The organism is Candidatus Skiveiella danica (genome assembly GCF_022705245.1).
Lineage (GTDB): Bacteria > Pseudomonadota > Gammaproteobacteria > Burkholderiales > Burkholderiaceae_C > Skiveiella > Skiveiella danica.
Map to the genome: position 1 here is coordinate 14,854 of NZ_JAKJEW010000003.1, position 25,802 is coordinate 40,655.

General features: G+C 65.5%; 26 protein-coding genes and 1 pseudogene. 12 read left to right on the forward strand and 15 right to left on the reverse strand.

What is annotated here, in order from left to right; translation table 11 throughout:
* Positions 1 to 59: 59 nt before the first annotated feature.
* From sbcB to icd, 4 genes are all read right to left on the reverse strand, one after another.
* On the reverse strand, positions 60 to 1,550 hold the full coding sequence (gene sbcB, locus ACMUOY_RS02350) for an exodeoxyribonuclease I (RefSeq protein WP_413890698.1): 1,491 nt from the start codon (positions 1,548 to 1,550) through the stop codon (positions 60 to 62).
* Positions 1,551 to 1,752: 202 nt separating this feature from the next.
* Positions 1,753 to 4,086: an ATP-dependent Clp protease ATP-binding subunit ClpA gene (gene clpA / locus ACMUOY_RS02355; RefSeq protein WP_413890700.1), complete on the reverse strand. Its 2,334-nt coding sequence runs from the start codon at positions 4,084 to 4,086 to the stop codon at positions 1,753 to 1,755.
* Between the two features lie 63 nt (positions 4,087 to 4,149).
* Complete coding sequence (gene clpS, locus ACMUOY_RS02360) at positions 4,150 to 4,518, reverse strand: ATP-dependent Clp protease adaptor ClpS (protein ID WP_413890702.1); 369 nt, start codon at positions 4,516 to 4,518, stop codon at positions 4,150 to 4,152.
* Positions 4,519 to 4,694: 176 nt separating this feature from the next.
* Positions 4,695 to 5,954 (reverse strand): NADP-dependent isocitrate dehydrogenase, encoded by a 1,260-nt coding sequence (icd, locus tag ACMUOY_RS02365; protein ID WP_413890704.1) that lies wholly within the window; start codon positions 5,952 to 5,954, stop codon positions 4,695 to 4,697.
* Between the two features lie 181 nt (positions 5,955 to 6,135).
* Here icd and ACMUOY_RS02370 point away from each other — a divergent pair, with 181 nt between their 5' ends.
* Entirely contained in the window at positions 6,136 to 6,369 is a 234-nt protein-coding gene (locus tag ACMUOY_RS02370) for a hypothetical protein (protein ID WP_413890706.1), read from the forward strand.
* A gap of 92 nt (positions 6,370 to 6,461) precedes the next feature.
* Positions 6,462 to 6,944: a DUF192 domain-containing protein gene (locus tag ACMUOY_RS02375; protein WP_413890708.1), complete on the forward strand. Its 483-nt coding sequence runs from the start codon at positions 6,462 to 6,464 to the stop codon at positions 6,942 to 6,944.
* A gap of 133 nt (positions 6,945 to 7,077) precedes the next feature.
* On the opposite strand, the gene ACMUOY_RS02380 is transcribed toward ACMUOY_RS02375, so the two are convergent.
* The gene (locus ACMUOY_RS02380; protein ID WP_413890710.1) at positions 7,078 to 7,659 is read right to left on the reverse strand and encodes a superoxide dismutase; all 582 of its coding nucleotides are present in this window, start codon (positions 7,657 to 7,659) and stop codon (positions 7,078 to 7,080) included.
* 57 nt (positions 7,660 to 7,716) lie between these two features.
* Positions 7,717 to 9,060, reverse strand: a complete 1,344-nt coding sequence (xseA, locus tag ACMUOY_RS02385; RefSeq protein ID WP_413891016.1) for an exodeoxyribonuclease VII large subunit — start codon at positions 9,058 to 9,060, stop codon at positions 7,717 to 7,719.
* Between the two features lie 320 nt (positions 9,061 to 9,380).
* Here xseA and ACMUOY_RS02390 point away from each other — a divergent pair, with 320 nt between their 5' ends.
* From ACMUOY_RS02390 to adk, 6 genes are all read left to right on the forward strand, one after another.
* Entirely contained in the window at positions 9,381 to 10,019 is a 639-nt protein-coding gene (locus ACMUOY_RS02390; protein ID WP_413890712.1) for a MotA/TolQ/ExbB proton channel family protein, read from the forward strand.
* A gap of 7 nt (positions 10,020 to 10,026) precedes the next feature.
* Positions 10,027 to 10,455 (forward strand): ExbD/TolR family protein, encoded by a 429-nt coding sequence (locus tag ACMUOY_RS02395; RefSeq protein WP_413890714.1) that lies wholly within the window; start codon positions 10,027 to 10,029, stop codon positions 10,453 to 10,455.
* Between the two features lie 32 nt (positions 10,456 to 10,487).
* A complete protein-coding gene (lpxK, locus tag ACMUOY_RS02400) occupies positions 10,488 to 11,519 on the forward strand; it encodes a tetraacyldisaccharide 4'-kinase (protein WP_413890716.1) in 1,032 nt (343 codons plus the stop codon).
* Entirely contained in the window at positions 11,500 to 11,709 is a 210-nt protein-coding gene (locus ACMUOY_RS02405) for a Trm112 family protein (RefSeq protein WP_413890718.1), read from the forward strand. The genes lpxK and ACMUOY_RS02405 overlap by 20 nt, the downstream gene beginning before the upstream one ends.
* Positions 11,710 to 11,716: 7 nt before the next feature.
* Positions 11,717 to 12,520 carry a 3-deoxy-manno-octulosonate cytidylyltransferase gene (gene kdsB / locus ACMUOY_RS02410; RefSeq protein WP_413890720.1) on the forward strand — a complete coding sequence of 268 codons (804 nt, stop codon included), beginning with the start codon at positions 11,717 to 11,719 and terminating at the stop codon, positions 12,518 to 12,520.
* Positions 12,521 to 12,650: 130 nt separating this feature from the next.
* Positions 12,651 to 13,307, forward strand: a complete 657-nt coding sequence (adk, locus tag ACMUOY_RS02415; protein WP_413890722.1) for an adenylate kinase — start codon at positions 12,651 to 12,653, stop codon at positions 13,305 to 13,307.
* A 48-nt stretch (positions 13,308 to 13,355) separates the two neighbouring features.
* Here adk and ACMUOY_RS02420 read toward each other — a convergent pair whose 3' ends face one another.
* From ACMUOY_RS02420 to ACMUOY_RS02430, 3 genes are read right to left on the reverse strand one after another with little or no spacing between them, the layout of a single operon-like run.
* On the reverse strand, positions 13,356 to 13,835 hold the full coding sequence (locus ACMUOY_RS02420) for a DUF6152 family protein (RefSeq protein WP_413890724.1): 480 nt from the start codon (positions 13,833 to 13,835) through the stop codon (positions 13,356 to 13,358).
* 16 nt (positions 13,836 to 13,851) lie between these two features.
* Positions 13,852 to 14,271 (reverse strand): hypothetical protein, encoded by a 420-nt coding sequence (locus tag ACMUOY_RS02425; RefSeq protein ID WP_413890726.1) that lies wholly within the window; start codon positions 14,269 to 14,271, stop codon positions 13,852 to 13,854.
* 4 nt (positions 14,272 to 14,275) lie between these two features.
* On the reverse strand, positions 14,276 to 15,265 hold the full coding sequence (locus ACMUOY_RS02430; RefSeq protein ID WP_413890728.1) for an asparaginase: 990 nt from the start codon (positions 15,263 to 15,265) through the stop codon (positions 14,276 to 14,278).
* A gap of 91 nt (positions 15,266 to 15,356) precedes the next feature.
* On the opposite strand from ACMUOY_RS02430, the gene lexA reads away from it, so the two are divergent.
* The 3 genes from lexA (at position 15,357) to ACMUOY_RS02445 (ending at position 17,697) form a co-directional block, all read left to right on the forward strand.
* Positions 15,357 to 16,034 carry a transcriptional repressor LexA gene (gene lexA / locus ACMUOY_RS02435; protein WP_413891018.1) on the forward strand — a complete coding sequence of 226 codons (678 nt, stop codon included), beginning with the start codon at positions 15,357 to 15,359 and terminating at the stop codon, positions 16,032 to 16,034.
* A gap of 141 nt (positions 16,035 to 16,175) precedes the next feature.
* Positions 16,176 to 16,559: a hypothetical protein gene (locus tag ACMUOY_RS02440; protein WP_413890730.1), complete on the forward strand. Its 384-nt coding sequence runs from the start codon at positions 16,176 to 16,178 to the stop codon at positions 16,557 to 16,559.
* A gap of 130 nt (positions 16,560 to 16,689) precedes the next feature.
* The gene (locus ACMUOY_RS02445; RefSeq protein WP_413890732.1) at positions 16,690 to 17,697 is read left to right on the forward strand and encodes a D-2-hydroxyacid dehydrogenase family protein; all 1,008 of its coding nucleotides are present in this window, start codon (positions 16,690 to 16,692) and stop codon (positions 17,695 to 17,697) included.
* Between the two features lie 782 nt (positions 17,698 to 18,479).
* Here the strand turns inward: ACMUOY_RS02445 and ACMUOY_RS02450 are convergent.
* Positions 18,480 to 19,193 (reverse strand): class I SAM-dependent methyltransferase, encoded by a 714-nt coding sequence (locus ACMUOY_RS02450; protein WP_413890734.1) that lies wholly within the window; start codon positions 19,191 to 19,193, stop codon positions 18,480 to 18,482.
* Between the two features lie 114 nt (positions 19,194 to 19,307).
* Here ACMUOY_RS02450 and ACMUOY_RS02455 point away from each other — a divergent pair, with 114 nt between their 5' ends.
* Entirely contained in the window at positions 19,308 to 19,982 is a 675-nt protein-coding gene (locus tag ACMUOY_RS02455; RefSeq protein ID WP_413891020.1) for a cupin domain-containing protein, read from the forward strand.
* A gap of 39 nt (positions 19,983 to 20,021) precedes the next feature.
* Here ACMUOY_RS02455 and ACMUOY_RS02460 read toward each other — a convergent pair whose 3' ends face one another.
* The 5 genes and pseudogenes from ACMUOY_RS02460 to ACMUOY_RS02480 all read right to left on the reverse strand — a co-directional run bounded on the left by ACMUOY_RS02460 (position 20,022) and on the right by ACMUOY_RS02480 (position 25,700).
* Positions 20,022 to 21,197 carry a saccharopine dehydrogenase family protein gene (locus ACMUOY_RS02460; RefSeq protein ID WP_413890736.1) on the reverse strand — a complete coding sequence of 392 codons (1,176 nt, stop codon included), beginning with the start codon at positions 21,195 to 21,197 and terminating at the stop codon, positions 20,022 to 20,024.
* 187 nt (positions 21,198 to 21,384) lie between these two features.
* On the reverse strand, positions 21,385 to 22,554 hold the full coding sequence (locus ACMUOY_RS02465; protein WP_413890738.1) for an ABC transporter permease: 1,170 nt from the start codon (positions 22,552 to 22,554) through the stop codon (positions 21,385 to 21,387).
* Positions 22,555 to 22,645: 91 nt separating this feature from the next.
* The gene (locus ACMUOY_RS02470) at positions 22,646 to 23,806 is read right to left on the reverse strand and encodes an ABC transporter permease (RefSeq protein WP_413890740.1); all 1,161 of its coding nucleotides are present in this window, start codon (positions 23,804 to 23,806) and stop codon (positions 22,646 to 22,648) included.
* 17 nt (positions 23,807 to 23,823) lie between these two features.
* Positions 23,824 to 24,414 (reverse strand): annotated as a pseudogene (locus ACMUOY_RS02475) (ABC transporter ATP-binding protein); the annotation flags it as partial.
* A 116-nt stretch (positions 24,415 to 24,530) separates the two neighbouring features.
* The gene (locus ACMUOY_RS02480; RefSeq protein WP_413890742.1) at positions 24,531 to 25,700 is read right to left on the reverse strand and encodes an efflux RND transporter periplasmic adaptor subunit; all 1,170 of its coding nucleotides are present in this window, start codon (positions 25,698 to 25,700) and stop codon (positions 24,531 to 24,533) included.
* Positions 25,701 to 25,802: the final 102 nt, after the last annotated feature.

Below are 25,802 nucleotides of genomic sequence, written 5' to 3' on the forward strand. Positions count from 1 at the left end.
CGAATTCCTCGCCAAAAACAGCCCTTTGAGGCCTTCCCCTGGCCTCCCCAGCCCCCCGCTCACCCCAAATCCGCCCCCAGATGCTCCGCCCAGTCCGCCAGGGCGCTCAGTATGGCTTCCGCGCGCTCGTCGCCGCGCTCCATGGCATCGTCGGCCAGGGTGTCCAGGCGCTCCTGCAGCTGCGCCAGGGTGCGGACGCCGCCCTCACCGGCCAGCAGGCGGGCTTCGCGGTGCTGCTGCCACTGCGCGGCCTCCTCGGAGCTCAGGGTGTCGGGGTGGTTGCGGGCGCGCCAGCGCAGCAGCAGCTCCTGCAACCGCGGGTCGTCAAAGCCGGTGCGCGCGCGGGCCAGCGCCGCAGGGTCCAGGGCGCGCAACTGGGTCAGACGGCGGCGGTCGGCGTTGCCGACGAAGCCGCCGTACAGGTCGTGCTCCGGGTCCACCGGCGCATCCGCCTCGGGGCGGCGGAAGACTTCGGGCCAGATGGCGCTCATGTCGGGCAGGTCGCGGGCGGTGGCGGCGTGGCGCAGGGCCTGCTCCAGGTCCAGCCCCCAGCGTGCTTGCAGCGCGGGCGTCAGCACCTTGAGGTTGCCGACGACCACGGGCGACTTGTTCAGGTGCACGGTTTTCACGGGCAGGCGCGCCACGCCCTCGGGCAGGTCGGCGCTGCGGGTGAACAGGCGCTGGCGCAGCGTGGCCACGTCCAGGCTGGCCAGCTCGGCAGGGTCATGGGCCAGGTCCCAGGCAATCAGCTCGTTCTTGTTGCTGGGGTGGCTGGCCAGCGGCCACATCACGGCCAGGCAGCCGCGCTCCACGCCAAACATGCCCGAGACGTGCAAGAACGGTCTGGCATGCGCTGGGGCGCAGGGCAGGCCCAGCTCCTGGGCCACTCGGTCCTTGCGGTGCAGCGCGAAGCAGAAGTCGAACAGCTTGGGCTGCTTCTCGCGGATCAGGTGAGCCAGCGCCAGTGTGGCCCGCACGTCGGACAACGCATCGTGCGCGCTCTCATGCGCCAGGCCGTTGGCGGCGGTGAGGTGCTCCAGCTTGAAGCTGGGGCCGCCGCCGTCCGGGCGCTGCGGCCAGGTGATGCCCTCGGGGCGCAGCGCCCAGGTGGCGCGAACGAGGTCCAGGATGTCCCACCGGCCGCAGCCGTTTTGCCACTCGCGGGCGTAGGGGTCGATCAGGTTGCGCCAGAACAGGAAGCGCGTGACCTCGTCATCGAAGCGGATGGTGTTGTAGCCCACGCCGATGGTGCCGGGCTCGGCCAGCAGGCGCTCGATGCGCGCGGCAAAGGCGGCCTCGCTCTCGCCTTTGGCCAGGCATTCCTGCGGCGTGATGCCGGTGATGAGGCAGGCGTCGGGGTCTGGCAGGTAGTCGGTGGCGGGCTGGCAATAGGCCATCACCGGCTCGCCGATTTCGCGCAGCTCGGCATCGGTGCGGATGGCCGCAAACTGGGCGGGTCGGTCGCGCCGCACGTCGGTGCCAAAGGTCTCGTAGTCGTGCCAGACGAAGGTGTGGGTGGCGGGGACGGGCTCTGGGTGGGCTGGATTCATGGGTCGGGGGCGGTTGCGCGGCTACTGTAGCCGCAAAACGGGGTCTGCTGGCCATTTCAGGCATCAGATGGGCCATTCCCCAGCGTGGAATAGTCACAAACAGCTATCGTTTCAGGAGTTCATCCGCAGCGCAAAACCCATAAAAAAGGCCGGCAGCGTCACGCTACCGGCCTTCTGGAGGGGATGGCGCCGTGGGCGGCGGTCAGCCCGCCGTGGCCTGCTCGGGCTCGGCAGGCTCCTGGCGGGTGCCCTTGCCTTCTTTCTTGGGCAGCGGATGAATGTCGAGCTGCACCTCGTCCTTGTCGTCGATGTCCACCGTCAGGCGTCCGCCATCGGTGAGGCGGCCGAACAGCAGCTCGTCGGCCAGGGCGCGGCGGATGGTGTCCTGGATCAGGCGCTGCATCGGGCGCGCGCCCATCAGCGGATCGAAGCCCTTCTTGGCCAGGTGCTTGCGCAGCTTGTCGGTGAAGGTGACGTCGACCTTCTTCTCGGCGAGCTGCGTCTCCAGCTGCAGCAGGAACTTGTCGACCACGCGCATGATGACCACTTCGTCCAGCGCCTTGAAGCTCACCATGGCGTCCAGACGGTTGCGGAACTCGGGCGTGAACAGGCGCTTGATGTCGCCCATCTCATCGCCGGCCACGCGCGGGTTGGTAAAGCCGATGGTGGCCTTGTTCATGGTCTCGGCGCCCGCGTTCGTCGTCATGATGATGATGATGTTGCGGAAGTCTGCCTTGCGCCCGTTGTTGTCGGTCAGCGTGCCATGGTCCATCACCTGCAGCAGCACGTTGAAGATGTCCGGATGCGCCTTTTCGATTTCATCGAGGAGCAGCACGGCGTGCGGCTTCTTGGTCACAGCCTCGGTCAGCAGGCCCCCTTGGTCGAAGCCCACGTAGCCGGGCGGCGCGCCAATCAGGCGGCTGACGGCGTGGCGCTCCATGTATTCCGACATGTCGAAGCGCATCAGCTCGATGCCCATGATGTAGGCGAGCTGCTTGGCGGCTTCGGTCTTGCCCACGCCGGTGGGGCCGGAAAACAGGAAGGAGCCGATCGGCTTGTCGGCACGGCCCAGGCCCGAGCGCGCCATCTTGACGGCGCTGGCCAGCACTTCCAGGGCCTTGTCCTGGCCGAAGACGACGCTCTTGAGGTCGCGCTCCAGCGTCTGCAGCTTGCCGCGGTCGTCGTTGGAGACGTTGGCCGGCGGGATGCGGGCGATCTTGGCCACGATCTCTTCGATCTCCGCCTTGCCGATGGTCTTCTTGCGCTTGGACGCGACCAGGATGCGCTGCGCAGCGCCCGCCTCGTCGATGACGTCGATGGCCTTGTCGGGCAAGTGCCGGTCGTTGATGTACTTGGCGCTCAGTTCGGCGGCCGCCTGCAGCGCCGCGTTGGCGTACTTGACGCTGTGGTGCTCCTCGAAGCGCGACTTCAGGCCCTTGAGGATTTCAATGGTCTCGGGCACGGTCGGCTCGACCACGTCCACTTTCTGGAAGCGGCGCGACAGGGCGGCGTCTTTTTCGAAGATGCCGCGGTACTCGGTGAAGGTGGTGGCACCGATGCACTTGAGCGCGCCCGAGCTCAGGGCCGGCTTGAGCAGGTTGGAGGCATCCAGCGTGCCGCCCGAGGCCGCGCCGGCGCCGATCAGCGTATGGATCTCGTCGATGAACAGGATGGCATTGGGCTTGTCCTTGAGGCTCTTGAGCACGCCCTTGAGGCGCTGCTCGAAGTCGCCGCGGTACTTGGTGCCCGCCAGCAGCGCGCCCATGTCGAGCGAAAACACATTGGAATCGGCCAGGATCTCCGGCACGTCCTTCTGCGTGATGCGCCAGGCCAGGCCCTCGGCGATCGCGGTCTTGCCCACGCCGGCCTCACCGACCAGCAACGGGTTGTTCTTGCGGCGGCGGCACAGGATCTGGATCACGCGCTCGACCTCGTACTCGCGCCCGATCAGCGGATCGATCTTGCCGTCCTTGGCCAGCTGGTTCAGGTTCTGGGTGAACTGCTCCAGCGGCGAGGCTTTTTCATTCTTCTCGCCACCGCCCTCCTCGCCCTCGCTGGAAGGCGCAGACTCGGCGCCCTTGGGGGCCTCGGGCGGGTCGCTTTTCTTGATGCCGTGCGCGATGAAGTTCACCACGTCCAGGCGGGTCACTCCCTGCTGGTGCAGGTAATACACGGCATGCGAGTCCTTCTCGCCGAAGATGGCCACCAGCACGTTGGCGCCGGTGACTTCCTTCTTGCCGTTGCCGGTGGACTGCACGTGCATGATGGCGCGCTGGATCACGCGCTGGAAACCCAGCGTGGGCTGGGTGTCCACGTCATCGGTGCCGGCGACCTGGGGCGTGTTGTCCTTGATGAAATTCGTCAGGGACTTGCGCAGGTCGTCGATGTTGGCCGAGCAGGCCCGCAGCACCTCGGCGGCGCTGGGGTTGTCGAGCAAGGCGAGCAGCAGGTGCTCCACGGTGATGAACTCATGGCGCTGCTGGCGAGCCTCCACGAAGGCCATGTGCAAGCTGACTTCCAATTCCTGGGCAATCATGAGATTTCCTTTTGCCTTGCTGTAAAAAAAAGTGATGACCTGGTAATTCGGGATTAAAAACGTTTATTCAACCGGTTCGCTGACACATTGCAGCGGATGACCATGCTGTTTGGCCGCCTCCAGCACCTGATCGACCTTGGTCGCGGCCACATCCCTTGAATAAACGCCGCAGACGCCTTTGCCGTCCAGGTGGATCTTGAGCATGATCTGGGTGGCCGTTTCGCGGTCCTTGCTGAAAAACTCCTGGATCACCAGCACCACGAACTCCATCGGGGTGAAATCGTCGTTGAGCATCACGACCTGGTACATCTTGGGCGGTTTGACCTTCTGGGTGCGCCGCTCCAGCACCACCGAATTGCCGCTGTCCCCCTCGCGCACGGGCGTGGTCGGCGCGGTCGGAAGGGAAGGTTTTTTCGTTGCCATGAAAACCATTCTATAGAGGCGGGGGGCCCGACTGTCGCGCGGGGAAATAGGCAGCGGTTGCCAGCGTGGCGGCTTGTGCCGACGGCTGGCCCGTGAAATGCACAAAGCCCGGGCAAACCGGGCTTTTCGGGGACGGGTGGTTCAACGGCCACCGGGGGCCTTCGGGGCGCAAGGCCCCGCGGGGCTTACATGTGGTCGATCATGACCTGCCCGAATCCCGAGCAGCTGACCTGCGTGGCGCCGTCCATCAGGCGGGCAAAGTCGTAGGTGACTTTCTTGCTGGCAATGGACTTTTCCATCGAGCTGATGATGAGGTCCGCCGCTTCCTTCCAGCCCATGTGGCGCAGCATCATTTCTGCCGACAGGATCTCGGAACCGGGGTTCACATAGTCCTTGCCGGCATACTTCGGCGCCGTGCCGTGGGTGGCCTCGAAACAGGCTACCGAATCGGACAAGTTGGCACCCGGCGCGATGCCGATGCCGCCCACCTGGGCCGCCAGCGCGTCGGAGATGTAGTCGCCGTTCAGGTTCAGCGTAGCGATCACGCTGTATTCGGCGGGCCGCAGCAGGATCTGCTGCAGGAACGCGTCGGCGATCGAGTCCTTGATCGTGATCTCCCTGCCCGTCTTGGGATTGCGGAAACGGCACCACGGGCCGCCATCGATGGGCTCGGCACCGAACTCCTTCTGCGCCAGCGCGTAGGCCCAGTCGCGGAATGCGCCTTCGGTGTATTTCATGATGTTGCCCTTGTGGACGATCGTCACGTTCGGTTTGTCGTTGTCGATGGCGTACTGGATGGCCTTGCGCACCAGGCGCTCGGTGCCCTCCCGCGAGACCGGCTTGATACCAATGCCCGAGGTGGCCGGAAAACGGATCTTGGTCACGCCCATCTCTTCCATCAGGAACTTGATGAGCTTTTTCGCCTTGTCGGACTCCGCCTCGTACTCGATGCCGGCGTAGATATCCTCCGAGTTCTCCCTGAAGATAACCATGTTGGTCTTGTGCGGTTCCTTGACCGGGGACGGCACGCCTTCGAAGTACTGCACCGGGCGCAGGCAGACGTAAAGATCGAGTTCCTGGCGCAGCGCCACGTTCAGGGAACGGATGCCGCCGCCGACCGGCGTGGTCAGCGGACCCTTGATGGACACCACGTATTCACGCAGGGCCGCCAGGGTCTCCTCGGGCAGCCAGACGTCCGGGCCGTACACCTGGGTGGACTTCTCCCCGGCATACACCTCCATCCAGTGGATCCGGCGCTTGCCGCCATAGGCCTTGGCGACCGCGGCATCGACCACCTTGAGCATCACCGGCGTGATGTCCAGCCCCGTGCCGTCGCCCTCGATATAGGGAATGACCGGCTCGTCGGGGACGTTAAGCGACATGTCGGCGTTGACAGTGATCTTCTGGCCCGCCGCGGGCACTTTGATGTGTTGGTACATGGACAATGTCTCCGGACTGGACTGGAACGCCCGCCTGCGAGCGGGCTTTATGAAACTTTGACAATTTTAGCGGCAGAGTTTTTTTTCAAATGGCTGTCAACCGCCTGCCCGATGCCTCCGTTACGGAGGAGTCCTTCCTGGAAATGGGAGGAAAAAAAACTTAATCCAAACTTCCCAAGGAATTGACATGAACAAAGTTCTCGCCGCCCTGATCGCTGGTCTGTTCGCCGCTGGCGCCTTCGCCCAAGCCGCTGCTCCTGCAGCTGCCCCGGCCGCTCCGGCTGCCAAGGCTGCTCCCGCCGCTGATGCCAAGGCTGACGCCAAGCCGGCTGCCAAGGCTGACGCTCCGAAGAAAGAAAAGAAAGCCAAGAAGGAAAAGAAAGCCAAGGCTCCGAAGGCTTCCGCCTCCGCCGCCAAGTAATCTTTCCGGATTGCTTCAAAATGCCCGCCTTGGCGGGCATTTTTCGTTTTCGGGCCTCGCCACGAATGTCCTTTTGATCCGGAGCCTCTGCCATGTCCAACGTCTCACTGTCCCGCCCGCGCACCTTCACCCGATTGTTTGGCGCCCTCGCGCTGGGTCTGGCGCTTGGCACCCCCGCGCTGGCCCAGGATACGCCGCAGCTGAATTTAACCCGGGTGAAACTCGGAGCCGGTATGCACCAGATTGATGCCCAGGTGGCACAGACGCCGGCCCAGCGCCAGACCGGCCTGATGTTCCGCCGCGAGATGCCGCAGCACGAAGGCATGTTGTTCGTGTTCGAGCAACCCGCAACCCAGTGTTTCTGGATGAAGAACACCTTGCTGCCGCTGACGGCGGCCTTCGTCGCGGACGACGGCACCATCGTCAACCTGGCCGACATGAAGCCGCAGACCGAGGATTCGCACTGTTCGACCAAGCCGGTGCGCTATGTGCTGGAAATGAACCAGGGCTGGTTTGCGAAAAAGAACCTCAAGGCCGGCGCCAAGCTGGCCGGCCCCCCTTTCGAGACGCGATAGTCCGCAGCACTCCTGTTTCGCTACAGGTTCCATAGCTGGGAATGACCGTCCGGCGCTGGGACAGTGCCATTTTTCTCCTGATTTCATGAAAAAAGCCGGCTCACGCCGGCTTTTTCCTGCTGCGGCCTTTGCCTCAGGCGAAATTGGCTTCAGCAAATCCCCAGTTGACCAGCTTGTCGAGGAAGGTTTCGACGAACTTCTGGCGCAGGTTGCGGTAGTCGATGTAGTAGGCGTGCTCCCAGACGTCGACGGTCAGCAGGGCCTTGTCGGCGGTCGTCAGCGGCGTGCCCGCCGCGCCGGTGTTGACGATGTCCACGCTGCCATCGGCTTTCTTGACCAGCCAGGTCCAGCCCGAGCCGAAGTTGCCGACGGCCGACTTCACGAAGGCTTCCTTGAACGCGGCGTAGCTGCCCCATTTGGCATTGATCGCAGCGGCCAGGGCGCCGGTGGGCTCGCCGCCGCCTGCGGGCTTCATGCAGTTCCAGAAGAAGGTGTGGTTCCAGATCTGGGCCGAGTTGTTGTAGATGCCGCCGCTGGACGTCTTGATGATCTCTTCGAGGGTCTTGCTCTCGAACTCGGTGCCCTTTTGCAGGTTGTTCAGGTTGACCACGTAGGCGTTGTGGTGCTTGCCGTGGTGAAACTCCAGGGTCTCGCGCGAATAGTGCGGCGCCAGGGCGTCGATCGCATAAGGCAGTGCAGGCAGGGTGTGTTCCATGATGTCCTCGGGGGTTGGATGGTGGCAAAAATCAGCTCAGGGCGCGATTGTAGGAACTTACAGCAGCCGCTGCTGCGTGACGGTCAGATCAACCGTGCCGTCGGAAAGGGTGGCCCGGACCGGCTGCCCGGCAAGCAAGCCCTGCGCGCTGGTGATGGCATGACCTTCGGTGTCGCTGAGCCAGGCATAGCCGCGGCGCAGCACCCGATGCGGATCCACCGTCTGCAAGCGCAGCTCAGCGCGGTCCAGCCGCTCACGCTCGCTCTGCAGATGCCGTTGCACCTTCTGCGGGAATTCCGCCGAGACCCAACGCCAGCTGGCGTTGGTCTGTTCCATTCGGGTGAGCACCGCATGACGCAATTGCTGCGCGTGGCGGCTGAGCTCCAGCCGCTGGCGCGCCACCCGAGTGGACGGCCGGCCCAGCCGGGTCACGGCGAAATCCAGACGCTGGCTTTGTTTGTCGAGCACGCGCTGGCTGGCGCTGGCCATGCGCTCACCGATGAGCGTCAGGGCACCCAGCCAGGTCTCTCGGGGTTGCGCCACCAGTTCTGCGGCCGCAGTGGGTGTGGGCGCCCGCAGGTCCGCCACGAAGTCCGCAATGGTGAAATCGGTCTCGTGCCCAACGCCGCAGACCACAGGGACCGGGCTCTGCGCCAGCGTACGCGCGAGTTGTTCGTCGTTGAAGGCCCATAGGTCTTCGATCGAGCCGCCGCCGCGCACCATCAGGATCACATCGACCGCAGGCGTTGGCGCTGCAACACCGTCCGACCCGCTCGCTCCACCGAGCCGGTACAAAGCCGTCAGCGCGCGCACCAGGTCCGCTGGCGCCCCGGCGCCTTGCACGGCGGCCGGCGACAGCACCACGGGGATGTGTGGCACCCGCCGTTGCAGGGCGGTGACCACATCGTGCAGCGCCGCCGCACCCAGCGAGGTGACCAGGCCGATCGCGCGCGGCATCACCGGCAACGGCCGCTTGCGGCCCGCCTCGAACAGGCCTTCCGCTTCGAGCCGTGCCTTCAGGCGCAGGAATTGTTCGAACAGCGCGCCCTGCCCGGCGCGCTGCAGGCTTTCGACGATCATTTGCAGGTCACCACGCGCCTCATAGACGCCCAGCCGTCCCCGCACCTCGACCAGTTCGCCATCGCGCGGTACAAAGTCGAGCAGGCTGGCGGCCCGGCGGAACATTGCGCAACGGATCTGGCCGGTGTCATCCTTGATCGAAAAATAGCAGTGCCCGCTGGCGGCACGTGAGAAGCCCGAGATTTCGCCGCGAACCGCCACCGGATTGAACCGGGCGTCCAGTGCGTCGGCAACGGCGCGGCACAGCGCGCCAACCTGCCAGATTCGCAGCGCCAAAGCAGGAGTTTCAGGCCCGGACATCAGATTCCATGCGCCCTGCAGGCCAGCGACGTGACCGAACTACTCCACAGAAGCCCGGCAAGGCATCAGCGAATCGGCGGAGCCCCGCAAACGCAGATTTTCCGTAGCAAGTCATTGATTTCAAACGATTATTCACTGCCCAATTTGTGACCAATCCGTGACAAGGACCGATTTCAGCGGCCTCACAAGCCCTCTCGGCCTCGTTCTTCACAAAGTTATCCACAGAAATTGTGGAAGAAAGCAAGGGATGCGTGGACCATTCTGTGTCGTCTGACGCCGGCCTATGGTGGGCCATAATCCGGGCTTCTGGCGAACAGCCTCACACCCGCGGAGAGAGACTCTTGCTTTCGATCATACAAGCTGCAGGCTGGCCCATCTGGCCCCTCGTCGCCTGCTCCATTTTGGCGCTGGCGCTCATCATCGAACGCTTCGTGAGCCTGAAGACCGCGCGCATCGCACCGCCCAAGCTGCTCGATGAAGCACTCGCCGTCTCACGCACCAGCGTGCCGCCCGCCGACGTGGTCAACCAGCTCGAACAGAATTCGGCCCTTGGCGAGGTGCTGGCCAGCGGATTTCGGGCGCTGAATGGCAACCCGCGCTGCAGCGAGGCCGATCTGCGCGCGATCATGGAGGCGTCGGGCCGCACCGTGGCGCACCGGCTGGAGCGCTACCTGGCCGCGCTGGCCACCATTGCCTCGGCGGCGCCCTTGCTGGGCCTGCTGGGCACCGTGATTGGCATGATCGAAATCTTCGGCGCGCAGGCGCCGTCGGCCGGCGCCACGATGGGCGGTGCCAACCCGGTGCAGCTCGCCCACGGCATCTCGGTGGCGCTATACAACACCGCGTTCGGCCTGATCGTGGCGATCCCGTCCCTGATTTTCTGGCGCTACTTCCGGGCCCGCGTGGACGGCTACCTGCTGACCATGGAGCTGGCCTCGGAGCGCTTCGTGCGCCACCTGGAAACGCTGCGCAACCGCTAGGTCCGCCATGAACTTCCGCCCACGGATGAGAGAAGAGCCGGAGATCAACCTGATCCCGTTCATCGATGTGTTGCTGGTGGTGCTGATTTTCCTGATGCTCACCACCACCTACAGCAAGTTCACCGAAATGCAGCTGCGCCTGCCGGTGGCCGACGCCCAGGCGCAGCGCGACTACCCGAAGGAGGTCATCGTGGCGGTCAGCAGCGATGGCCGCTACATGGTCAACAAGGTCGCCGTCGAGGGCCGCAGTGTGGATGCGGTGGCCGGCGCGCTGAACGATGCCGCGCGCGCCGGGCGCGACAGCGTGGTCATCATCAGCGCGGATGCCGCCACCCCGCACCAGAGCGTGATCACCGTCATGGAAGCGGCCCGGCGCTCGGGCCTGTCCCAGATCACCTTTGCGACCCAGTCCTCGGCGCAGGCGGGCGCCCGCTAGCGCACCCGGCCCCGCGTCTGGCGGCCCTTTCGATGTCCAGTCACCGGCCCCCGACGGGTTCCCGCCTGCAGCAGGCGTGGTTGCACCGCGGACCGATGGCCTGGCTGCTGTGGCCGATTTCCCTGCTGATGCGCCTGATCGTCGCCTTGCGCCGGCACGCCTTTGCCTGGGGCCTGCTGCGTTCGGAGCATCCCGGCGTGCCGGTGATCGTGGTGGGCAATGTCGTGGCCGGTGGGGCCGGCAAGACGCCCACCGTGATTGCCGTGGTGCGCCACCTACAGGAATGCGGTCTGCGTCCCGGCGTCATCTCGCGAGGCTACGGCCGCGTCCGCGATGACTGCCGTGAGGTGACCCCGGACAGCACGCCGGAACAGTCCGGTGATGAGCCCCTGCTGGTGCGCCGTTCCACGGCCGCACCGGTCTTCGTCGCACCACAGCGCATGGAGGCCGCCCAGGCGCTGCGCCAGACCTACCCCGAAACGGACGTGATCGTCTGCGACGACGGCCTGCAGCACCTGGCGCTGCGCCGCGATATCGAAATCTGCGTGTTCGACGAGCGCGGTGCGGGCAACGGCTTCCTTTTGCCTGCAGGCCCTTTGCGCGAGCCTTGGCCGCGCCCGGTGGACCTGGTACTCAACACCTTCACGCCGCAGGGCACTGCCCCGCTCGTCCCCGGCTTCACGGCCAGCCGCTCGCTGTCCACTGACGTGCAGCGAGCCGATGGCAAGCGCTTGCCGCTGCACAATCTGCGCGGTCGCCGGTTGGTGGCCGTGGCCGGCATCGCCCGGCCACACGCCTTCTTTGCGATGTTGCGGGCCAGCGGGCTGGAACTCGAGGCGACTGAGGCTCTGCCCGATCACTTTGATTTCAATAGCTGGATTCGACCTTCCGGCGCTGGGATTGAGGTGATTTGCACCGAAAAAGACGCGGTCAAGCTCTGGGCAGCCCATCCGCAGGTCTGGGCGGCGCCGCTGGTACTGACGCCCGAGCCGGCGTTCTTCCAGGCGCTCGATGCGCAACTGGAGGCAAAGCTATCATCGCGCCATGGACACCAAACTTCTTGAACTGCTGGTCTGCCCCGTCACCAAAGGCCCTCTGGACTTCGACCGCGAAAAGCAGGAACTGATTTCCCGCAGCGCCCGTCTGGCCTACCCGGTGCGTGACGGCATCCCCGTGATGCTGGAAAACGAAGCCCGCGTTCTCGGCGACGAGGAACTGGCCGCCCTTCCAGCGCGTACGCCGCTGGTGAGCTGATTCAGCCATGAGTCGGCTGGAGACGAATCGCGACGGTTCGGACACAGAGGCAGAACAGGGTTTCACCGTCCTGATCCCGGCGCGCCTGGCCTCAACGCGGCTGCCTGACAAGCCGCTGGCCGACCTCGGCGGGGCGCCGATGGTCGTGCGTGTGGCGCAGCGCGCGCGACTCAGCGCGGCACGGCGCTGTGTGGTGGCCGCAGACAGCATCGCCATCATCGAGGCCTGCCACCAGCACGGGATTGAGGCGGTACAGACCCGCCCCGACCACCCGTCCGGCAGCGACCGCCTGGCCGAGGCCTGCGAACTGCTGCGCCTGGACGACGACGCCATCGTCGTCAACGTGCAGGGCGACGAACCCCTGATTGAACCCGCGCTGATCGACGCGGTGGCCCGACTGCTGGCGGAGCGCCCAGATGCCAGCATGGGCACTGCGGCCCATCCGATCGCCAGTGTGGCCGACTTCACCAACCCGAATGTCGTGAAGGTGGTTCTGGATGCCCGCCAGCTGGCGCTGTACTTCAGCCGTGCCCCCATTCCGTGGTGGCGCGACGGCTTTGCCCAGGGCATTGCCACCCTGCCCCAACCCGCGCCCCTGCGTCACATTGGCATCTATGCCTACCGGGCCGGTTTTCTGCGGCAGTTCCCGGCATTGCCGCAGGCGCCGATCGAAACGGGAGAAGCACTCGAACAATTACGGGTCTTGTGGCATGGCCACCGCATTGCCGTGCACGTGACCGAGGTGGCCCCGGGGGCGGGCGTGGACACGCCGGCCGATCTGGAGCGGGTGCGCCGCTTTTTCGCCAGCTGAGCGCAGCCTGCGGCCATGGCACCGCCGCGTAAGCCTGAACGAATCCCGTGCGTGCTATTCTCCGCATGAAAAAGCATGGTCAATGGGTCTGTGGCCGTGCCAACGATTTCCAATCTATTCGAGGATTTCCATGAGACTGATTCTGCTGGGCGCGCCGGGCGCGGGCAAAGGCACCCAAGCCACTTTCATCTGCCAGAAATACGGCATTCCCCAGATCTCCACGGGTGACATGCTGCGTGCAGCCGTCAAGGCCGGCACGCCTTTGGGGCTGCAGGCCAAAGCGGTGATGGAATCGGGCGGACTGGTCAGCGATGATCTGATCATCAACCTGGTCAAAGAACGCATCGCCCAGCCCGACTGTGCCAACGGCTTCCTGTTCGACGGGTTCCCACGCACCATTCCCCAGGCCGACGCGATGAAGGCCGCCGGTGTCAAACTGGACTACGTGCTCGAGATCGACGTCCCGTTCGAGGCCATCATCGAACGCATGAGCGGCCGTCGCTCGCACCCGGCCAGCGGCCGGACCTACCATGTCAAGTTCAACCCGCCGAAAACTGCCGGCATGGACGACGTGACCGGCGAGCCGCTGGTGCAACGGCCCGATGACCAGGAAGAAACGGTGAAGAAGCGCCTGGACGTGTACAGTGCCCAGACCCGCCCGCTGGTCGACTACTACGGAAACTGGGCCAAGGCCGAGCCGGCCGCAGCCCCGAAATACCGCGCCATCAGCGGCACCGGCAGCGTGGAAGACATCACCGCCCGGGCGTTCGCTGCACTGGCCAGCTGAGGCCTTCGGCCTTGCGATTGAAAAAGGCCCGAGAGGGCCTTTTCTGCTTCATGCGGGGCTGGAGCGCAGCCCATACGCCCGATCGCCGATGAACAGATACTCGGCGCGCAGGATGGGTTCTCCCTTCTCCTCCTTGAAGATGAAGCCCACGACGGAAAGGGTGTCCCCTACCTTGATTTCGGCCACGTTCCATGCGTTCATGCGCGTGAGCGGCGCCAGTTCGATTTCCCATTTCCGGTCCTTGCGGTTGGGCACTACGGCCTTGGCCAACAACGCCTTGCCATCGACAGGCGCGGTCTGCGCGGGGATGGCACGTTGAGCCAGACCGGCAGGCACCTTCAGCCCGGCGGGAATTTCGAGCTCCAGTTCTGCGTGCGGGTTCTGCCATCGGGACCTGGTGACGCGGCCTTCAAGGTAAATCGGGCGGTCCTGGTCGAAACTGCCCCAGCCGTGATGCGCACGCGCCAACAGGGGCAAGCCCAGTGCGGGTGCCGTCAGCGCGGCGAGCATGAGTTCACGTCGTTTCATGATTGACTCCGATTCATCAATAGGCGATCCAGCGACCCAGCACAATGATGGCGACCCAGATCACGGTGGATACGAACATCTGCAGCCGCGCGAACCCGTCCAATTTATCAAGCGACTGACGCGCATGGAACCAGGCCGCATTGGAACCCGCAACGAATAGCAACAGCATCTTGAGGGTAAATGTGCGATTGGCCAACAGATCCCCGGGCTGGGTGGCAAACATGACAGTGCCCGATAGTGCCGCCAGCGAGAAGCCGATCGCCACAAGGGTCAGGCTCAGGCGGGCCAGCTCCGGCACCGGCAGCGCGGAGCCGCGGCCGAACACGCGCAACTCCAGCAAGACCAGGTTACCGAGCAGCAGTCCGATGCCGATGATGTGGATCACCTCCAAGGCCGGATAGGCCCACGGCCAGGGAAGCGTGATGCCGGTGAACACGGGCTCAGACCGGACTTGCGGCCTGCAGACCCAGCAGCGCCAGCATCAATGTCACGCGCGCCTTTACGGGACTCAGACCGTGTGAATCCGCGATCCGGTCGCCAGAATGGGACAAGACCCGGCCTTTTGCACAACGGGACGCCCGCACGACCTTAACGCCTGCCATCTGGGCGCGGATCAAAGCCGCTTCAAGATCCTGGTGCAGGCTGCCATTGCCCGTGCCCGCGGCCACCAGCCCCTGCACCCCATCGCGGACCAGCATGTCGACCATCGCGCCACTGGCCCCCGCGTAATTCATGACGATCTCGACGCGCGGCCAAGGCATGGAATCGACTATCGATTCAATAGCAAAGAAAGAGCTATCGACGCTGAGATAGGTCGCTTTTTCATCGAATTTCACCCACCGGACCGCATTTTCCTCCACGAAGCCCAGCGGCCCGGCGTCTCCGGAGGAAAACGCGTCCAGGCGGTAGGGGTGGTCCTTCTGGACATCGCGCGCACTGTGGACGACACCGGCGCACACGGCGACGACGCCCATTGCCAGCGGATCGAGCGCAACCGTGACCGCATCCAGGATGTTCTGGGGTCCATCCGGCGCCAGCGCGGTCGCGGGGCGCATGGCGCAGGTGAGGACCACCGGCTTGCCCGGCTGCAGCACCGACTGCAGGAACCAGGCCGTCTCCTCCAGCGTATCGGTCCCGTGGGTGATGACGATGCCTTTGACGGTGCGATCCGCCAGCCAATGGGCGCATCGCAGCGCGAGTTCGCGCCAAATGGCAAAACCCATGTCCTTGCTGTCGACTTGAGCCACCTGCTCGGTCACCAGATTGCCTTCGCCCAGCACCGATGACAAGCTTGCGACCGAGCGGATCAACTGGTCCACACCCACCTGCGCGGCGCGGTAACCGATGTTGTCGCCGGCTTGCGCCGCGGTTCCGGCAATGGTGCCGCCCGTTCCCAGAATCACGATCTTCGAATTGTCCAGCTGCACCATGACTTGCAAACTTTCAAAAACTGGTTAAAAATACAGGTACTGTCTATCCAGACAGCATCGGCCCCGGACTCCAGGAGTTGCCATGATCGACATGTCACCGTTTCCCGCCAAGCTCACCGCCCGCCAGCAGCAGATTCTGGACCTGATCCAGAGCGCCATCGCACGCACCGGTGCGCCCCCCACCCGTGCCGAGATCGCCACCGAACTCGGTTTCAAGTCCGCCAATGCCGCCGAAGAACACCTGCAGGCCCTGGCCCGCAAAGGCGTGATCGAGCTGGTCAGTGGCACCTCTCGCGGCATCCGGCTCAGGAGCGACGCCCTGCGGTCGATCAATGAATCGCGCATGAAACAGTTCTCCCTGCCCCTGCCCAGCCTGGCCCAACTGGCCCTGCCGCTCGTCGGACGGGTTGCCGCCGGTTCGCCGATTCTCGCGCAGGAGCATGTGGACCAGACCTATTACGTGGAAAGCAGCCTGTTCCAGCGTCAGCCCGATTACCTGCTCAAGGTGCGCGGCATGTCCATGCGCGACGCAGGCATCATGGACGGTGACCTGCTGGCGGTGCAGACCACCAAGGAAGCCAAGAATGGGCAGATCGTCGTCGCCCGCATCGGCGACGAGGTCACGGTCAAGCGCTTCCGGCGCAACAAGCACCTGATCGAGCTGCATGCCGAGAACCCGGATTTCGCCACCATCGTGGTGGAGCCTGGCGAGCCTTTCGAGATCGAGGGCCTCGCGGTCGGGCTGATCCGCAACACCATGTTGATGTAGGGCCCGGGCACCGGACCCTACAACCCACACGCCGAGGAAGGTGGCGGGCGTTTGGCACATCTTGCGGTGCCATAACCCTTCAACGGCGCGTTCTCCGCAAATCCTGCCTGTGTTCGACCTCCAACCCTTGAAAGGTTTCACATGGGAATCGCCCTCTTCACCATTTCTGCCCTGTTTGCCCCTTTTCAGGCTTTTTCTACCCGCCTGGCGCCGGCCCGTCGTCGGCCGGCACAGACCGTCGCGCGGCACCCCGCGCATATGGGGATCACTGCACGCCAACCTGCAAACCGGGCATTGCACGCCCTGCCAGTTGCCAGCGACCCGGTGCGCTCGCCCAGCCGAGGCGCCGAACCGGGCGGCCCGGCACTCTGCGCACCTGTCTTGCGCGTGGTGCGCAACATCGAATCAGGCATTCCCGTCGGCAGCACCGGGCGCATGGTGATCTCAGGCCGGATGGCGGATGTCTGTGCCGAGCTCGACCGGCTGGCGGCCATCGAGTCCTCCCGTCTGACCACATTACGCTAGCCCTTTCGACACGCACGCGCCCCGCAGTGCCGGCTCGAATGGCGGCGCGTGCCATCCCGCATCGGTTGTGGACCATCGAATCTGGGGTTGCGCTCCAGATTGAGCGTCTGTCCACGGGCACAATGGCGGCATGAACATTGTGATTCTCGACGACTATCAGGATGCCGTGCGCAAGCTCAAGTGCGCGTCTCGGCTGGACGCCTTTCCGGCCAAGGTCTATACCAACACCGTCAAGGGTATCGGGCAGCTGTCCGTTCGCCTGAAGGATGCGGATGTGATCGTGTTGATTCGCGAGCGCACCGCCATCACTCGCCAACTGGTCGACAAGCTGCCCCGCCTCAAACTCATCGTCCAGACCGGCCGCGTCGGCGCTCACATCGACGTTGCTGCATGCACGGAAAGGGGCATCGCCGTCGCCGAGGGAACGGGCTCACCGGTTGCGCCCGCGGAATTGACCTGGGCCCTGATCATGGCGGCCATGCGCCGCCTGCCCCAGTACATCGGCAATCTCAAACACGGCGCCTGGCAGCAGTCCGGACTGAAGTCGGCTGCGATGCCGCCGAATTTTTCGCTTGGCCAGGTTCTCCGAGGCAAGGTGCTCGGCATCTGGGGTTATGGAAAAATTGGGCAGCTCGTTGCCGGCTACGGCAAGGCTTTCGGCATGCACGTCATGATCTGGGGCAGCGAGACCTCGCGCCTGAAGGCGGCTGGCGACGGGTTTGTACCGGCCGCCACACGTGAGGCCTTTTTTGAGGAATCCGACGTGCTGTCGCTGCACCTTCGCCTGCACGAGGCCACCCAGGGGATCGTCACACTCGACGACCTCTCCCGCATGAAGCCCACCTCCTTGTTCGTCAATACGTCGCGCGCGGAACTGCTGCAGCCCGACGTGCTCATCAGCGCCCTGAACCGGGGACGACCGGGACTGGCCGCCGTTGACGTCTTCGAGACGGAACCGATCCTCCAAGGCCATGCGCTGCTGCGGCTGGAAAGCTGCATCTGCACCCCCCACATCGGCTACGTGGAGCAGGACAGCTACGAGTTGTACTTTGGCGCAGCCTTCGACAACGTCGTGAACTTCATCAAAGGCACTCCCACCAACATCGTCAATCCTGGCGCGCTGCAGGTCCGACGCTGAGATGGCGCACACCCGCCTGCCGGCTGTGCTGCGGCCGCTTATGGCCGGCAACCTGGTGATAGGAACTGGAGCGCAATGGCGATCATTTTGCCTTCTTGGGTTTTGTTGGTGCCGGGCATGCCCCTGGGCCTGTCTGATGGCGAACTGGTTGGGGGCGGTTGGCCCTCGGCATTGTCGGCCTGCTGTTCCTGCTGAGCGCCACGTCGGCTTGGCAGTCCATAACAACAGGCGACAAGCCATGCGTTTTTTTCACAGTCAACAGCGGACCATACCACCCTGTCCCGCGATCTGATGCTCTGCGTCCTCGTTGCAGTCTTACATTCGGCCGGCGCGTTCATTCTGTAGTCATGCTTTGCGGCCTCCGTCAAGTCACGTCTCGGCCTGACTCTGGTACAACTCCGGCTCCTGTTTGCATGGCTGGGCCCGTTCGAGTTTCTTGGTAACGTCTGCTTGTCGTGCAAAATCGACCATGCGTTTGGTCTAGGCTGAGCGATCCGAGCGTGGCCTACATGGTCGATTTCACCCTAACCGCACACCAGGCGATCTTGTCGGTAGGCACCGATACAAAGTAGTCCATCGTCCGCCCCGATAGGCTCTGGCTGTGCTGAACCTTTCAAGGGCAACAGTAACAAGCGAATTCGGCGGCCGGTGCAGCCGTTCCGCCAGGAAGATGTCAAGAAGGCACGGGTGGGCGCGGTGCTGCAGCTGACCAGATCGCAACGCCCGTCGCTGGTTGCAGGCACCGGATCGGTCATTTTCTTCGATAGCAAAGAATGTCTATCCTACGAGGAAAAAGAGCCGAAGTGCCGCTTCCGAAAAAGGTTGACCCGCATCGGCCGCACAAAGTGGGCGCCGTCGGCCGTCATGTGCGGCTCGAAGCGCGCGCGCACGGCGGCCAGGGTGGAGTCGTCGAGGCGGTGATCGAGGTAGGTCACGCCGATCATGCGCTGCTCAAATTCGGCGAAGTCGCGGTAGTGCACCGGCACGTCGAAGAAGGTTTCGTTCACCTGCTCCCACGCGCCCGAGGCGACCGCCCGCTGCAGCGCGGCCAGCGCCGCCGCACGCACCACCTCCTCGTCGTGGAACAGCCGCATTACCTCGTTCAGCGCGCCGGAAAACACCGGCTCAGACACGTACAGCAGCCCGTCCGGGCGCAGCACGCGATGCGCCTCGGCCAGCGCCACGTCCAGGAGATCCAGCGGTACGTGGTGCAGCGACTTCAGCATCAGCGCCAGGTCGAAGCGGCCGGCCTCGAATGGGATCGCCTGCGCGCCTGCCGCCACGAAGTTCAGCCGCGCCTGCGGGTTGGCGAGGTTCTTGGCATGCTGGCGCTCGTCCACCTCCAGCGCGGTGACTTCGCTGGCCGCGAAGCGCTCCAGCAGCTTGCGCGACAGCTGCGCCGCGCCGCAGCCGAGTTCGATGACGCGCGGGTGCTGCGCCAGGTCGACCAGGCCGTCCAGCAGTTCAAGTTCATCAGTGATCCGGGGAATGAACATGGGTTGGGGTTCTCTCTCTGTGGGAGTATCAGGGGACGAATCAGGGGCTTTCGACGGCATCCGCCGGGTGCCAGGCGGGGGCTGTAGGATGCCTTGATGCAAATGGTAGCGCCCCTGAACCTGAATGACGATTTTTCCCGGCGGGTGGTCGCCCCCGTCAGCGACGCCGCATGGGCGCCCTCGCCCCAGCCCGGCGTTGAGCGCCGCATGTTGGACCGCGTCGGCGGCGAAGTGGCGCGCGCCACCAGCGTGGTGCGCTATGCGCCGAACTCGCGCTTCGAGCGGCACGTTCACGGCGGCGGCGAAGAAATCCTGGTGCTCGAAGGCGTGTTTTCGGACGAGGCCGGTGACTACCCGGCAGGCACCTATCTGCGCAACCCGCCCGGCAGCGCGCACGCCCCGTTCTCCCGCGAAGGCTGCGTGCTGTTCGTCAAGCTCTGGCAGTTCGCCCAGGGCGACCTTCAGACCGTGCGCATCGACACCCTGAGCGAGCCCTGGCGCGCCGGCCTGGTCCCGGGGCTCTCCGTGATGCCCCTGCACGAATTCGACGGCGTCAGCACGGCCCTGGTGCGCTGGGCGCCGCAGACGCGCTTCAATACGCACACGCATCCCGGCGGCGAGGAAATCTTCGTGCTGGATGGCCTGTTCCAGGACGAGGCCGGCAACTATCCGGCCGGCACCTGGCTGCGCAGCCCGCGCTGGAGCCGCCACACGCCGTTCACTGGCGCGCAGGGCGCGCTCATCTATGTCAAGGTGGGGCACCTCGGTGCCAAGTTCCTGACCCCCTAGGCAACCACAGCCAAATACCGGTCGGCCGGTGCGCCACCTTCAGGCTGGCTCGACCGAAAAGCTTAGGCCGGCGTTGGCCTGGAGCCGCTCGATCAGGCGCTGGCCCATCGCGGCGGCCGGGGTCCAGATGCCGCCGGGTGTGTCGGCGCATTCCTGCAGCAGGCACACGGCGGCTTCGGTGATCATCTTCGAGGTGGAGCCGTAGCCGGGGTCGCGGTCGCCGGTGACGCCCACGCGCAGCTGGTGGCCGGCGGCGTCTTCGCCCAGGAACAGCACGTCGTAGAAGCCCGCCTCGCGCTCCTCGCGCGAGGGGCCTTCGCCGGGCTTTGGGCCGCCCTCAGCCCCAAGCGATTTGTCGGCCGCCACGGCCTTGGCGAACGCCTCGCCCTTCTCGCCAGCGCCGGTGATGAGCATCTCGTCGTAGACGAAGTCCGCCCCATAGGCCTGGCCCAGCAGGAAGTTGGAGCGGTGCACGTTGCGGGTATTGATGGCTGCCATCACGAAAGGCGCAACCCACAGGCCCAGCGCCTCGTCCAGCATGGGCTTGGCGCCCGAAGGCTGGCGCGGGCCTTCGAAGCCGGGCGTCAGCGAGAACGGGTTGCGCAGCAGGTCCAGCACGTGGGGGTTGGTGGCAGCGGCGGCCATCGTCGCCTTCAGGCTGGCGGCGGTGCCCCCGGAGAAGGTGCCTTTCATCTTGCGCACCCGCCCCCGCACGCGGCTGGCCGGATGGCCGAAGCGGGCCTTCATCTCGTTCTGGAGCATGAACACCCCGAGGTCGAACGGGATCGAATCGAAGCCGCACGAGAACACGATGCGCGCACCGCTGGCCTTGGCCTGTGCCTCGTGGGCGTCGATCATCTGGCGCATCCAGGCCGGCTCGCCGCAGAGGTCGACGTAGTCGACGCCGCTGGCGGCGCAGGCGGCCACCAGCTCGTTGCCATAGAGCTGGTAGGGGCCCACGGTGGTCAGCACCAGGCGGGTCTGCGCCGTCAGCGCCTGCAGGCTGGCCGCGTCGGCGCTGTCGGTGACGACCAGCGGCGTGTCTGCTGGGGCGCCCACTTCGTCGCGCACGGCAGCCAGCTTGGCGGCGCTGCGCCCGCCCATGGCCCAGCGCAGGCCGGAGCCCGCGGGGTAGCGCTGCAGCAGGTACTCCACCACCAGCCGGCCGGTGAAGCCGGTTGCGCCATGGACGACGAGGTCATACGGTTTGGTCATCAGAAAATTCCTTTGTCGGTGGATGCGCCAGCGTTCAGGACGTGCGGGCAGCGGGTCAAGCGGCGCATTGTGGGCCCGCCAACCGTCTCGCCCTTGTCGCCTCGGTAACGACCCAGCCGGCAACGCGGACAAGCGCCGTTGCACCCCAGGCACCGATCGGCCCGCGCCGCAGAACGTTTGCCCCGCCTCAAGCCGCCCGCAGGCCGTCGACGATCTTCAGCCGCGCCGCCCGCCAGGCCGGGATGAAGCCGCCGACGAAGCCCATGGCCAGTGCAAACAGCAGCGTCTGTGCTGCGATCGCCGGGGTCAGGCGGAACTGGAAGGCAATCTCGCTGAAGGTCTGGAAGTTGGTGGTCGAGATGTCCACGGCCTGCATGCCGGAGGCCGCCGCCAGGCCCACCACGCCCCCCACCAGCGACAGCAGCAACGACTCCGCCAGAAAGGCCACCAGCACCGCCCCGCGCCGAAAACCCAGCGCGCGCAGGGTGCCGATCTCGCCCACGCGCTGCGCCACCGCGGCAAACATGGTGATCATGGCTCCGACGATGGCCCCGATCGAAAAGATCACTGACAGGCTCAAGCCCAGGATGCGGATGAAGGTGGCCAGCGCCTCGCTCTGTTCGGCGTAGAACTGGGTCTCGGGCTTGACGTCGAGCTGCAGGCGCGGGTCAGCCTCGATCGCGGCCTTGAGCCCAGCCAGCGCCTCGCGCTGGTTCAGGCGCAGCACCAGCGTCGAATAGACCGGGCGGCGGAAGGCCGCCATCATCTGCTCGGCGTCGCCCCAAATCTCGCTGTCGAAGGCGGTCTTTTTCGAGTCGAACACGCCCACCACCACCCAGTCGCGCTGGGCAAAGCGCAGCGTCTCGCCCAGGGCCGCGCCACGAAAGCCGCTGGCCACGGAGCGCCCCGCGATGATCTCCGAGGTGCCGGGGCGGAACATGCGGCCCTCGATCACGCGCACCTGCGGGCGCAGCTCGAGCCCCAGCGCGGAGGTGCCGCGCACCGTGACGTTGCTGGGCTTGCCGTTGCTGCGCTTGGGCAGATTGATCAGCACCACCGGCTCCTTGCTCACCAGGCGCCGGCCCTCGCCGTTGGTGGCGATGCCGTCCAGGCTCTCCACCATCGCGGCCTTGGCCCGTTCGATGCCGCTGTTGATCTCGGCACCCGCCCCCTTGCGCAGCAGCAGCACGTTGTCGGGCTGCCCGGTGGCCACCAGCGTGGCGCGGATGCCCTCGCCCATCATCAGCACGGTGGCGAACACGAACACCACCAGCGCCATGCCGCCGGCGGTCAGCAGCGTGGTGACGCGGCGCACCCAGAGGTTGCGGGCGATATACGACAACGGTATCGCTTTCATAGACGATCAGTCGCCGCCGGGCCGCCCCAAGGCGACTGCGGCCCCCTTGGGGGGCAGCGATTACACGAAGTGACGAGCGTGGGGGCCATATTCATGCGACGTGACGCAGCCCGTTGACGATGCTGATGCGACTCATCTTCCAGGCCGGCCAGGCGGCGGCCACCAGGCCCACCACGACGCTGGCGGCCAGCTGCAGCGCCATCGTGAGGTCCGACACCAGGAACACCGGAAACAGCGTGCCCACCGACTTCGCAAAGGCCGCCGCGATCGGCAGCGTCAAAGCCATGCCCAGCCCGCCGCCCAGCAGCGCGATCACCAGGCTCTCGCCGAACAGCAGCTTCACGATGAAACCCGGCGGAAAGCCCAGCGCCTTCAGCGTGGCGTATTCCGACAGGCGCTCACGCGCGGTCATGCTCATGGTGTTGGCCATGACGGCCATGATGATGACCACGATCACCAGGCTGACCGCGCTGATCGCCACCAGGATGGTCTCGCTCATCGAGACAAAGCCGAGCTGGAAGGCCTTTTCCGTCTCGGTGAGCGTCTCGCCGAGCGAGTTCTTGAACAGGGTGTCGATGCGCTCCGACACGAGCGGCGCGTTGTCGGGCTGGTCGATGCGCACCACGTAGACCCCCACGTAGTCGACCATGCTGCGGCCCAGGCGCTTGCGCGCGGTCTCCGACAGGTACTGCCAGTGCATCAGCAGCTGCGACTCGTCGGTCTTGGCGTCCACCCCGTCCCAGATGCCGCGCAGGTTGAAGACCCAGGTGCCGGGGTAGATGGTGCCGCGCAGCGGAATCTGGTCGCCCACCTTCCAGGCGTAGGTGTCGGCCAGCTTGCGCCCGACGATCACGCCCTGGCGGTCCAGCAGGAAGGCTTTCTTCTCGTCGTCCTTCAGCACGTACTCGGGGTACAGCGCCAGGTAACTGGGGGCGTCCACCGCAAACTGGGGAAAGAAGTTGCGCTCGGTGATGTACACCCCGCCGAACCAGTTCGACCAGCTGACGCCGGTGACGCCCTCGACGCTGCGCAGCCGGTCGGCATAGCTCAGCGGCAGCGGGAAGGTCAGCGAAATGGAGTTGCGTGTGATCAGCCGCGTGCTGGACGTGCCTTCCACGCCCGCGTACCAGGCGTCGATGATGGTGCGCAGCAGGCCAAAGGCGCAGATCGCCACCACCAGACCGACCATCGTCAGCACCGTGCGCAGCCGGTGGCGAAACGCGTTCTTGAACAGCAGGCGCAGCAGGAACATGGCGCGGGGCTGGCGGTTCAGTGCGGATCGGCCGCCACTTCGGCGTCCGGCACCAGCACCCCTTTTTCAAGGTGGATCAGGCGCCCGGCGCGTGCGGCGGCCTTGGGGTCGTGCGTGACCATCACGATGGTCTTGCCGAGTTCGCGGTGCAGCTCGTCCAGCAGGTCCAGCACCTCGGCGGCGGTCACGCGGTCGAGGTCGCCGGTGGGCTCGTCGGCGACGATCAGCGTCGGGTCGGTCACCAGTGCGCGGGCAATGGCCACGCGCTGCTGCTGGCCGCCGGAGAGCTCGTTGGGGTAATGGTCCATGCGGTCGGTCAGGCGGACCATGGCCAGCGCCGCTTCCACATGGCGGCGGCGCTCGGCGCGGCCCAGCGAGGTCAGCAGCAGCGGCAGCTCGACGTTCTCGAAGGCCGTCAGCACCGGCATCAGGTTGTAGAACTGGAAGATGAAGCCCACGTGCGCGGCGCGCCAGTCGGCCAGTTCACCCTCGCGCAGCTGCGCGATGTTCACGCCGCCGATCTCGATGGTGCCGCCGGTGGGCTGGTCGATGCCGGCGATCAGGTTCAGCAAGGTGCTCTTGCCCGAGCCGCTGGGGCCCATGAGGGCGATGAATTCGGCTTCGTTGACATCGAGGTCCACACCCTCCAGAACGGGAATGAACTGCTCACCGCGCTGGTAGGACTTGCTCAGCGCGCGGATGCGGATGACCGGCGGCGCGGCCGTCATTTGGCAGCAACCGCGATCTTCATGCCACCCGCCAACTTGTCCGGCGGCGACAGCACCACCTTGTCGCCCGACTTCAGCGCGCCGGTGATCTCCAGGTTGTCGCCGATGCGCCGCCCGGGCGTGACGTCCACCGCCTCCACCGTGTCGTCCTTCACGCGCAGCACCTGCTTGCGGCCGTCGCGCTCCACCACCGCCTTGGGGTTGACCGCCAGCAGCGGCTTCTGGTCGGCGTCGGTGGCCGGCTGCGACAGGATGGTGACCTTGGCGCTCATCTCGGGCAGGATGCGCGGGTCGAGCTTCTCGAATCGGATCTTGGTCATCACCGTGGCCTTGGCGCGGTCCACGGTGGGCACGATGCCCACCACGCTGCCGCGAAAACGCGCATCGGGCAGCGCATCGAGCGTGATCTCCACCGGCTGGCCGATCTTCGCCTTCGCCAGGTTGCTCTCCGACACATCGGCTTCCACCTCCAGCGTGCCCATGTCGGCCATGGTGACCACCGCGCCCTGGGCGCCGGCCGCGCTGGAGAACGGCGTGATGATGTCGCCCACATTGGCGCTCTTCACCAGCACCACGCCATCGAAAGGCGCGCGGATCTCGGTGTAGTCCAGGTTCACCTGCTGCACCTTGAGCTGGGCGCGGGCCACGGCCACCGCCGCTTCGGCCGTGGCCATCGCCGCTTGGGTGGCGTTGACGCGGGTCATCGCGGTCTCCACCGTCTGCGGCGACACAAACCCCTTGGCCTGCAGGGCCTGCTGGCGTTTGAGGTCGGCCTCGGCCTGGGTGCGCTCCACCCCCGCCTGCGCCAGCGCCGCGCGCACATCGCTGGCATCGAGCCGCGCCAGCACATCGCCCTGCTTCACCAGGCTGCCTTCGCGCACGTTGAGCACTTCGAGCCGCCCTGTGGCCTTGCTGGCCACGGCGGCCCGGCGCTGCGCCACCACGTAGCCCGAGGCCGTGAGCTGGGCGTACTGCTGCGACGGATACGTGGTGACCACCGAGGTCACCTGCACCTCGGTCTTGCCCGGTCGCAGCACGAAGGCGCCCACCGCCACCACGGCCAGCGCGGCACCCACCCACAGACCCCAGCGCCGCCGCTTGGGCCCGCCAGGCGCGGTGCGCTGGATGCTGAGTTGCTTGAGAGAGGGGGTTGAGGTGTCGGTCATGGGGTGCGTTTGAAGAAGACAGCCAGCACAGGAAAGGCGCATTCCGGTGCCAAGGTGCGATTATGAAGTTCCCCTTCCGCGCCGGTGGCCCGTGCGGTATTG

Bases quoted from the DNA above. Each gene is read 5' to 3' on its own strand.
- ACMUOY_RS02430 (WP_413890728.1), bottom strand. From the start codon at position 15,265: ATGGTGCAGCTGGACAATTCGAAGATCGTGATTCTGGGAACGGGCGGC.
- sbcB (WP_413890698.1), bottom strand. From the start codon at position 1,550: ATGAATCCAGCCCACCCAGAGCCCGTCCCCGCCACCCACACCTTCGTC.
- clpA (WP_413890700.1), bottom strand. From the start codon at position 4,086: ATGATTGCCCAGGAATTGGAAGTCAGCTTGCACATGGCCTTCGTGGAG.
- ACMUOY_RS02370 (WP_413890706.1), top strand. From the start codon at position 6,136: ATGAACAAAGTTCTCGCCGCCCTGATCGCTGGTCTGTTCGCCGCTGGC.
- lpxK (WP_413890716.1), top strand. From the start codon at position 10,488: ATGTCCAGTCACCGGCCCCCGACGGGTTCCCGCCTGCAGCAGGCGTGG.
- ACMUOY_RS02395 (WP_413890714.1), top strand. From the start codon at position 10,027: ATGAACTTCCGCCCACGGATGAGAGAAGAGCCGGAGATCAACCTGATC.
- ACMUOY_RS02460 (WP_413890736.1), bottom strand. From the start codon at position 21,197: ATGACCAAACCGTATGACCTCGTCGTCCATGGCGCAACCGGCTTCACC.
- adk (WP_413890722.1), top strand. From the start codon at position 12,651: ATGAGACTGATTCTGCTGGGCGCGCCGGGCGCGGGCAAAGGCACCCAA.
- clpS (WP_413890702.1), bottom strand. From the start codon at position 4,518: ATGGTTTTCATGGCAACGAAAAAACCTTCCCTTCCGACCGCGCCGACC.
- ACMUOY_RS02380 (WP_413890710.1), bottom strand. From the start codon at position 7,659: ATGGAACACACCCTGCCTGCACTGCCTTATGCGATCGACGCCCTGGCG.
- ACMUOY_RS02405 (WP_413890718.1), top strand. From the start codon at position 11,500: ATGGACACCAAACTTCTTGAACTGCTGGTCTGCCCCGTCACCAAAGGC.
- ACMUOY_RS02440 (WP_413890730.1), top strand. From the start codon at position 16,176: ATGGGAATCGCCCTCTTCACCATTTCTGCCCTGTTTGCCCCTTTTCAG.
- ACMUOY_RS02375 (WP_413890708.1), top strand. From the start codon at position 6,462: ATGTCCAACGTCTCACTGTCCCGCCCGCGCACCTTCACCCGATTGTTT.
- lexA (WP_413891018.1), top strand. From the start codon at position 15,357: ATGTCACCGTTTCCCGCCAAGCTCACCGCCCGCCAGCAGCAGATTCTG.
- ACMUOY_RS02465 (WP_413890738.1), bottom strand. From the start codon at position 22,554: ATGAAAGCGATACCGTTGTCGTATATCGCCCGCAACCTCTGGGTGCGC.
- ACMUOY_RS02480 (WP_413890742.1), bottom strand. From the start codon at position 25,700: ATGACCGACACCTCAACCCCCTCTCTCAAGCAACTCAGCATCCAGCGC.
- ACMUOY_RS02450 (WP_413890734.1), bottom strand. From the start codon at position 19,193: ATGTTCATTCCCCGGATCACTGATGAACTTGAACTGCTGGACGGCCTG.
- kdsB (WP_413890720.1), top strand. From the start codon at position 11,717: ATGAGTCGGCTGGAGACGAATCGCGACGGTTCGGACACAGAGGCAGAA.
- ACMUOY_RS02470 (WP_413890740.1), bottom strand. From the start codon at position 23,806: ATGTTCCTGCTGCGCCTGCTGTTCAAGAACGCGTTTCGCCACCGGCTG.
- ACMUOY_RS02445 (WP_413890732.1), top strand. From the start codon at position 16,690: ATGAACATTGTGATTCTCGACGACTATCAGGATGCCGTGCGCAAGCTC.
- ACMUOY_RS02420 (WP_413890724.1), bottom strand. From the start codon at position 13,835: ATGAAACGACGTGAACTCATGCTCGCCGCGCTGACGGCACCCGCACTG.